At 71.8% G+C, this 7,307-nt stretch carries 8 protein-coding genes and 1 pseudogene; 5 read left to right on the forward strand and 4 right to left on the reverse strand.

Features of this window, described 5'->3' with window-relative positions; all coding sequences use genetic code 11:
• The 3 genes from ACTHJJ_RS11885 to moeB form a co-directional block, all read right to left on the reverse strand.
• The coding region (locus ACTHJJ_RS11885; protein WP_440303157.1) for a UvrD-helicase domain-containing protein at positions 1-1,167 on the reverse strand (1,167 nt) is incomplete at its 3' end.
• Positions 1,168-1,267: 100 nt separating this feature from the next.
• A complete protein-coding gene (locus tag ACTHJJ_RS11890) occupies positions 1,268-1,975 on the reverse strand; it encodes an MGMT family protein (protein ID WP_440303158.1) in 708 nt (235 codons plus the stop codon).
• A gap of 13 nt (positions 1,976-1,988) precedes the next feature.
• Complete coding sequence (gene moeB / locus ACTHJJ_RS11895; protein ID WP_440303159.1) at positions 1,989-3,167, reverse strand: molybdopterin-synthase adenylyltransferase MoeB; 1,179 nt, start codon at positions 3,165-3,167, stop codon at positions 1,989-1,991.
• A gap of 84 nt (positions 3,168-3,251) precedes the next feature.
• Here moeB and ACTHJJ_RS11900 point away from each other — a divergent pair, with 84 nt between their 5' ends.
• The 4 genes from ACTHJJ_RS11900 to ACTHJJ_RS11915 all read left to right on the forward strand — a co-directional run bounded on the left by ACTHJJ_RS11900 (position 3,252) and on the right by ACTHJJ_RS11915 (position 4,617).
• Positions 3,252-3,917 carry a TetR/AcrR family transcriptional regulator gene (locus ACTHJJ_RS11900; RefSeq protein WP_440303160.1) on the forward strand — a complete coding sequence of 222 codons (666 nt, stop codon included), beginning with the start codon at positions 3,252-3,254 and terminating at the stop codon, positions 3,915-3,917.
• Between the two features lies 1 nt (position 3,918).
• Positions 3,919-4,047 carry a hypothetical protein gene (locus tag ACTHJJ_RS11905; RefSeq protein ID WP_440303161.1) on the forward strand — a complete coding sequence of 43 codons (129 nt, stop codon included), beginning with the start codon at positions 3,919-3,921 and terminating at the stop codon, positions 4,045-4,047.
• Between the two features lie 3 nt (positions 4,048-4,050).
• A complete protein-coding gene (locus ACTHJJ_RS11910) occupies positions 4,051-4,188 on the forward strand; it encodes a DUF3107 family protein (RefSeq protein ID WP_440303162.1) in 138 nt (45 codons plus the stop codon).
• Between the two features lie 162 nt (positions 4,189-4,350).
• Entirely contained in the window at positions 4,351-4,617 is a 267-nt protein-coding gene (locus tag ACTHJJ_RS11915) for a GlsB/YeaQ/YmgE family stress response membrane protein (protein WP_440303163.1), read from the forward strand.
• Positions 4,618-4,714: 97 nt separating this feature from the next.
• On the opposite strand, the gene ACTHJJ_RS11920 is transcribed toward ACTHJJ_RS11915, so the two are convergent.
• A complete protein-coding gene (locus ACTHJJ_RS11920) occupies positions 4,715-5,431 on the reverse strand; it encodes a ferritin-like fold-containing protein (RefSeq protein ID WP_440303164.1) in 717 nt (238 codons plus the stop codon).
• 260 nt (positions 5,432-5,691) lie between these two features.
• Between ACTHJJ_RS11920 and ACTHJJ_RS11925 the strand changes: the two are divergent.
• Positions 5,692-7,307 (forward strand): annotated as a pseudogene (locus ACTHJJ_RS11925) (DEAD/DEAH box helicase); the annotation flags it as partial.

A 7,307-nucleotide genomic window follows, 5' to 3' on the forward strand; every position in this document is an offset into this window, starting at 1 on the left:
GGAGCCCCGGACGATGACCGCCATCTCGTCCCAGGGCACTCCCTCGACCAGGTGGGCGCGCCGCAGGACGCCCGCGATGTGCGAGGCCTCCTGAGCCGCGGACCGCAGCAGGGCCACCTCGACGGCCCCACCGGCGCGGGATGCGCTCCAGGCCCGCTGGTCTCCGCCACCGAGGGCGCCGACCCGCGAGACGACCCGGGCGGCGGCCTCACGGACCACGCTCGGGATCCGGTGGGACACCTCGAGGACCCGAGTCGCCCTGGCCGACTCGCGCCCCAGGGCGGTCCACCCGTCCGCGAGGAACCGGGGGTCGGCACCCCGGAAGGTCTGGACGGCAGCGTCGGGATCACCCAGCAGCACGACGCGGGGCCCGGCGCCGGCCACGACGCGAAGGAGGCGGGCCGCCGCGGAGGTCAGCTCCTGTGCGTCATCGACGACGACGAGGGAGACCGCGTCGCGGAGGCGGTCGAGTGCGAGCGGCTCCTCCTCGAGGAGATCGGCGGCGGCCGTGAGGATCCACGCCGGGTCGTAGGCACCGTGCCGCGAGAAGGCGGTGACCTGGTCGTACTCGCGCAGCACCTCGGATGCAGCGACCCACTCGGGCCGGTCATGCTCCTTGCCGAGCGCGAGCAGGTCGTCCGGGCCGAGGCCGTGCTCGACCGTGCGCATGAGCAGGTCCCGCAGCTCGTTGCGGAACCCGCGGGTGCCGAGCGCGGCCCGCAGCGACTCGGGCCAGTCCGGGCCGGGCGCATCGCCCGAGGCGTGACCGGCCAGGAGGTCGCGGAGCACGACGTCCTGCTCGGGTCCGTTGAGCAGCCGTGGCGCGGGGTCGCCGCGGAGCGCGGCCTCCGAGCGGAGCAGCGCGAAGCCGAAGGCCTGCCAGGTCCGGGCCAGCGACTGCGTGCTCGTCCCGTCGAGGCGGGCCGTGACCTGGTCGCGAAGCGCGGCCGCCGCCGGTCGGCTCGGGGCGAGCACGAGGCAGCGGTCGGCCCGCTCGCCGCTCGCCACCTGGCTCGCGACCAGCTCGACGGCAAGGGTGCTCTTGCCGGTGCCCGGTCCGCCGAGCACGCGCAGCACCCGCGCCGATGAGGAGAGGACCGCCCGCTGGCTCTCGTCGAGCCGGATCGACGGCGCGGTGGGAGCGGCTGCGCGGCGGAGGATGACCACGAGAACGATTGCACCACGCGGCACCGACACCGCCCGCCTCGCACCCGCGGCACCGGGCGCGTCGCCACAGCCCGCACGGGAGCGGCATACCGTGGGCGTGTCAGCGGGCGACGAGCTCGACCTCGAACCCTCCCGGGCTCTCCAGGTAGCCGGCGTAGTGGTGCGGGCCGCCGGCGTGCGGATGTGCGTCGGCGAAGAGGAGCGACCAGCCGTGGGCGAGCGCTTCCGCGACCATCGCGTCGACGTCTCTCGGCGAGCCGGCGTGGAAGGCGAGGTGGTTGAGGCCGGGCCGGCGGCGTTCGTGGCCCCCTGCCAGCACGTCCGGGCCGGACTCGATCACGATGTAGAGGCTGCCGAGCTCCCATGCGCGGCCGCGACCCCAGTCGTCACCGAGGCGGTACCCGAGCCGGCCGAGGAGCCAGTCCCAGGCCGCGCCATCGGTCCCGAGGTCGCCGACCCAGATCTCGACGTGGTGGATGCCCCCTGTCGCGCTCGACGAGACCGGCCCCTCCCACCGCGCCCGCGCCATGTCGACCCGTCCGCCCGTGAGCGACCCGCCGACCATGGGCGTTCCCTCGGCCCGCCAGCGCGCGATCGCCTCGCCGTCGTGGCACTGCGGCGGGCGCCCGTCCGCGCGGATGACGCGCCACCAGGGGACGTCGGAGCCGTATCGGGCCATCACCGCGCCGACGTTGCGCGGCCCGCCCTCGCCCAGCATCCGCGCGATGTCGCCGTAGGCCACCACCCGGCCCTCGGGGATCTGCACGACGAGGTCGAGGACGCGCTCGGCGTACTCCTCCAGGCTCATAGATGTCGTCCCGTCAGTACGGCGTCTGGCTGGGGTCGACCTGCTCGATCCACGCGATGATGCCGCCCTCGACGTTGGCGACGTCGGTGTAGCCGGCCCGCATGGCGAGGCGGGTCGCCTCGGCCGAGCGACCACCGACCTTGCAGTGGATGAGGATGCGCCGGTCATGGGGCAGCTCGCTGAAAGCGGCGCCTGAGCGGAACAGATCGAGGTGGATCGGGACGGCGCCGGGGATCGTCGCGATGGCCCGCTCCTCCGCGCCGCGGACATCCACGAGCAGGGGCGGGTCGTCGGTCGCGAGCGCGTCGGCGGTCTCGCGGACGGTGACGGTCGGCACCGGCTGCTCGCCGACCGCGGCGGCCCCCGGCACCCCACAGAACTCGACGTAGTCGATGAGCTCGGTGACGGTCGGGTGCGTGCCGCAGACGGGGCAGTCGGGGTCGGCCCGGACGGTCAGGGTGTCCCACGTCTGCCGGAGCGCGTCGTGGACGAGGAGCCGTCCGGTCAGCGGCTCGCCGATGCCGAGGAGCAGCTTGATCGCCTCGGTCGACTGGACCGACCCGATCGCCGCACAGAGGACCCCGAAGACACCGCCCTCGGCGCAGCTCGGCACCGATCCCGGTGGCGGCGGCTGCGGGAATACGCAGCGGTAGCAGGGCCCGTGGCCTGCCCACCAGACGGAGACCTGGCCGTCGAAGCGGAGGATCGAGCCCCAGACGTGCGGCTTGCCGAGCATGACGCACGCGTCGTTGACGAGGTAGCGAGTCGGGAAGTTGTCGGTGCCGTCGACGACGACGTCGTAGTCGCCGATGATGTCGAGCGCGTTGCTCGAGTCGAGCCGTACGTCGTGCCGTATGACGCTCACGTGCGGGTTGACGCGGTGGACGGCTGCCTCGGCCGACTCCGTCTTGGGCCGGCCGATGTCGGCGTCGGAGTGCACGACCTGACGGTGCAGGTTCGTCAGCTCGACCACGTCGGTGTCGACGATGCCGATCGTGCCAACACCCGCAGCCGCGAGGTAGAGCAGGGCCGGCGAGCCGAGCCCGCCGGCTCCGACGACGAGGACCTTCGAGGCGACGAGCCGCTCCTGGCCCTCGATGCCGACGCCGGGGATGAGGACATGGCGGGCGTACCGGGTGACCTCCGGTCCGGTCAGCTCACGCCCGGTCTCGACGATCGCCTCGCTACGCATGGGCCCACGGTACTGCTCGGTATGGTGTGAACGACATCGCGAGAGCCCTCGTCCCGGGCCTCCGGAACGACGAGAAGGATGCGGATGCCCGACGACCTGCCCATCACCGCTCGGAGCCAGCGACTGCCCCGCACCGAGCGCCGGGCCCAGCTGCTCGAGGCGGCGCTCAGCGTCTTCACCGAGAACGGCTACCACCAAGCCGCCATGGATGACATCGCGGCGCGCGCGGGTGTCTCGAAACCGGTTCTCTACCAGCACTTCCCGGGCAAGCTCGAGCTGTATCTCGCGCTCATCGACCGGCATGCGAGCGAGCTGGAGCGGCTGGTCCGCGACGCGCTCGCCTTGGAGGACAACAAGGCCCGGGTCCGCACCATGGTTGCGGCCTACTTCGACTTCGTGGGGCACGAGGGTGCGGCGTTCCGGCTCATCTTCGAGTCCGACCTCGCCAACGAGCCGGAGGTGCGCAGCCGCCTCGACCAGATCGTGCTGACCTGCGCCGAGGCCATGGCCGGGATCATCCGCGACGAGACCGAGCTCGGCCAGGAGGAGGCGGTCATGATCGGCGTCGGCCTCGTCGGCCTCGCCCAGACGACGGCCCGGCACTGGCTCAGCCACGGCGACACGATCTCGAAAGAGACCGCGACCCGGATCACGGGTGCGCTCATCCGCCGGGGGATCGCCGGCTTCCCGGCGGTGACGCGCGGCGACACCGCCGAAGGCCGGGAATCGACCGTCTCCCCCGCTGGTTAAGGTGACGAACAACTGCCCAGCCAGCTCAGTACGTGAGGAAGGGATTGCCGTGGAGGTCCGGATCGGCGTGCAGAACTGCGCCCGCGAGATCAGCTTCGAGTCGAGCATGACGCCCGAGGAGATCATCTAGGCGGTGCGGGCCTCACGGTCGGCCGACGTCCTCGAGCTGACCGACGACAAGGGCGGACGGATCATCGTCCCCAGCGCCGCCGTCGGCTACGTCACCACCGGTGCCGAGAAGAAGGGCGGAGTGGGCTTCGGCGCCCAGTGAGGCCAGCACGCGCCGACGCCGGCGCATCCTCCGAAGCGTCTGCCGAATCGTTACCTCTCCGTGTCGTGCTGACGCCGGTGTTGCTGGGTACGGGATGGGCTGACAGGGACCGGATTCCGGTCTGACGACGCCCAGCCCAGGGCGGAACAGGAGGAACAGTAGATGATCGGCACAATCATCGGGGCCATCGTGGCCGGACTGATCATTGGTGCGCTCGCCCGGCTCTTCATGCCCGGCAAGCAGAACATCTCGCTGGTCATGACGATCATCATCGGGATCATCGCCTCGGTGGTCACGACGTTGATCCTCGGCGCGCTCTTCAACTACTCCGGCGGCGGGGGCATCAGCTGGTGGTACTGGATCGTGAGCATCGTCGTCGCGATCATCGGGATCTCGATCTACGGCCGGGCGACGGACAAGACGACCTGACCGATCGATAGCGAAAGGGCCCGGCCGCATTGGCCGGGCCCTTTTGCTGTTGCCTTCCTGCCCGGGGGTATGCCGCGGAGCCCGCTCCACCTGGCCCTCAGGGGGCCAGGCCGAGCCGCTCCATCCGCCGCGAGTGCTCGTCGGTGAGCCGGACCAGCATCCGACCGAGCTCGGCGAGGTCGGCAGCCGGCCGCCCTGGCGCACCGATGAGCAGGCTGGTGAGGGCGTCGCGTTCGACCGCCACGTGCTGAGCCTGCGAGAGGGCTTCCCCGACGAGCCGCCTGCCCCAGAGGGCGAGTCGTCCCCCTACCCGGGGGTAGACCTCGATGGCTTCGCGCACGGCCGTCACGACGAAGTCGGCCCGCCCACTGTCGTCGAGGACCCGGATGACCAGATCCCGGGTGTCGGGGTCGACGTAGGCCGCGATCTCCCGGTAGAAGTCCTGCGCGATGCCCTCCCCGACATACGCCTTGACGAGGCCCTCGAGCCACCCGGACGGCCGGGTGCGGTCGTGGAAGGCGTCGATCGCCGTGACGAACGGCTGCATCGCCTGCTCGGGCTCCACGCCGAGGCTGCGGAGCCGCTCCACGAGGAGCCGGTAGTGACCGATCTCCTGCTCGGCGAGGAAGGCGAGCTCGGAGCGGTGCGCGAGGCTCGGCGCGAGCTCGGCGTCGGCGGCGAGCTGGGAGAAGGCGCGCAGCTCTCCGTAGGCGAGCCCACCGAGCAGGTCGACGACCGCGGCCCGAAAGTCCGGGTCGTCGAGGTCGAAGCCGGTCGGCTCCGGCGGAGTCAGGACGCCATCGGGGTCGGTCATGGGGCCACAGTAGTGAGATGGTCCGCGGACCGCTTTCGAGCCGGTAGACTGGGTGCGACCATTCGGTGCCCGGTCGGCCCTGAAGATGAGCATTGACGGTGCAGCATGGATGGCGCCGGGCCTCGTGCCCGGGCCCCAGTGCCCCGCAGACCTGCGGGCGTCACCACTCCTCCCGAAATCCCCCGATCGGCCCGTCAGGAGCCACTGAGCTCCCGTGCCCCCATGGGCCGCGGGGTGCTCGTGCAGACCGAGAGACGTACATGACCCAGAGCACGACCGATGCCCCGGAGACCACCGAGCAGGAGCCGGTGCCGGCCGCCCCGGTGACGACCTTCGCCGACTTCCCCATCCACGCCGAGATCGTCGCGGCCCTCGCCGACGCCGGCATCGTGACCCCCTTCCCGATCCAGGCCATGACCCTGCCGGTCGCCCTGGCGGGCCACGACATCATCGGCCAGGCCAAGACCGGCACCGGCAAGACGCTCGGTTTCGGCGTGCCGATCCTCGACCGGGTCGTCACGGCCGCAGATCCCGGGTTTGCCGACCTCGCCAAGCCGGGGTCGCCGCAGGCCCTCGCCATCGTCCCCACCCGTGAGCTCGCCGTCCAGGTCGCCGGCGACCTCGAGCGCGCCGGCAAGCGGCGCGGCGTCCGTGTCCTCAGCGTCTACGGCGGCCGGGCCTACGAGCCGCAGGTCGAGGCGCTGTCGCGGTGTCGAGGTGGTCGTGGGAACCCCGGGCCGGCTCATCGACCTGTCGAAGCAGGGCCATCTCGACCTGTCCCAGGCGCGCGTCGTCGTCCTCGACGAGGCCGACGAGATGCTCGACCTCGGTTTCCTGCCCGACGTCGAGACCCTCATGTCCCTGACGCCGACGAAGCGACAGACGATGCTCTTCTCCGCGACGATGCCGGGCGCGATCGTCGCGCTCGCCCGCCGCTACATGACCCAGCCGACCCACATCCGGGCGATGGGTGACGACCCGGACAACGCGCAGATGGTGAAGGCGATCGAGCAGTTCGTCTTCCGTGCGCACGCCCTCGACAAGGTCGAGATGATCTCGCGGATCCTGCAGGCCGAGGGCCGGGGCCTCACCATCGTCTTCACGCGCACGAAGCGCACCGCCGCCAAGGTCGCCGACGAGCTGAGCGAGCGGGGCTTCGCGGCGGCGGCACTGCACGGTGATCTCGGGCAGGGCGCCCGGGAGCAGGCGCTCCGGGCCTTCCGCAACGGCAAGGTCGATGTCCTTGTCGCGACCGACGTCGCCGCCCGCGGCATCGACGTCGAGAACGTCACCCACGTCATCAACTTCCAGTGCCCGGAGGACGAGAAGACCTACGTGCACCGGATCGGCCGCACGGGTCGCGCCGGCAACACCGGTGTGGCCGTGACGTTCGTCGACTGGGACGACCTGCACCGGTGGGCCCTGATCAGCAAGGCGCTCGACCTCGGCATCCCCGAGCCGGAGGAGACCTACTCCTCCTCAGAGCACCTCTTCACGGAGCTCCACATCCCCACCGACGCCAAGGGCTACCTGCGCAAGTCCGAGCAGACCCGCGCGGGCCTCGACGCCGAGGAGATCGAGGACCTCGGCGAGACCGGCAAGAGACAGGGCAAGGGCCGGCAGTCCGGCCATGGTGGGGCCCGCGAGGCCGCACGAGGCCCGAAGGACGACGACGCACAGCCACGCCGTAGCCGCAACCGGCGCCGCACCCGCGGTGGCGGTGCTGCAGCCGCGAGTGCCGGCGACCCGGCAGAGGCCCAGCCGGCGACCGCTTCCTCGTCCGACGATGGCGCGGCGCGTCCCCGGCGTCGTCGGCGCCGGGGCGGTCAGGGCCGGTCTGGATCGGCCGCCAGCGCCCCGAGCGCCGAGTCGAACT

It is taken from the genome of Intrasporangium sp., from assembly GCF_051961875.1.
In the GTDB taxonomy this organism is placed as follows: Bacteria; Actinomycetota; Actinomycetes; order Actinomycetales; family Dermatophilaceae; genus Intrasporangium_A.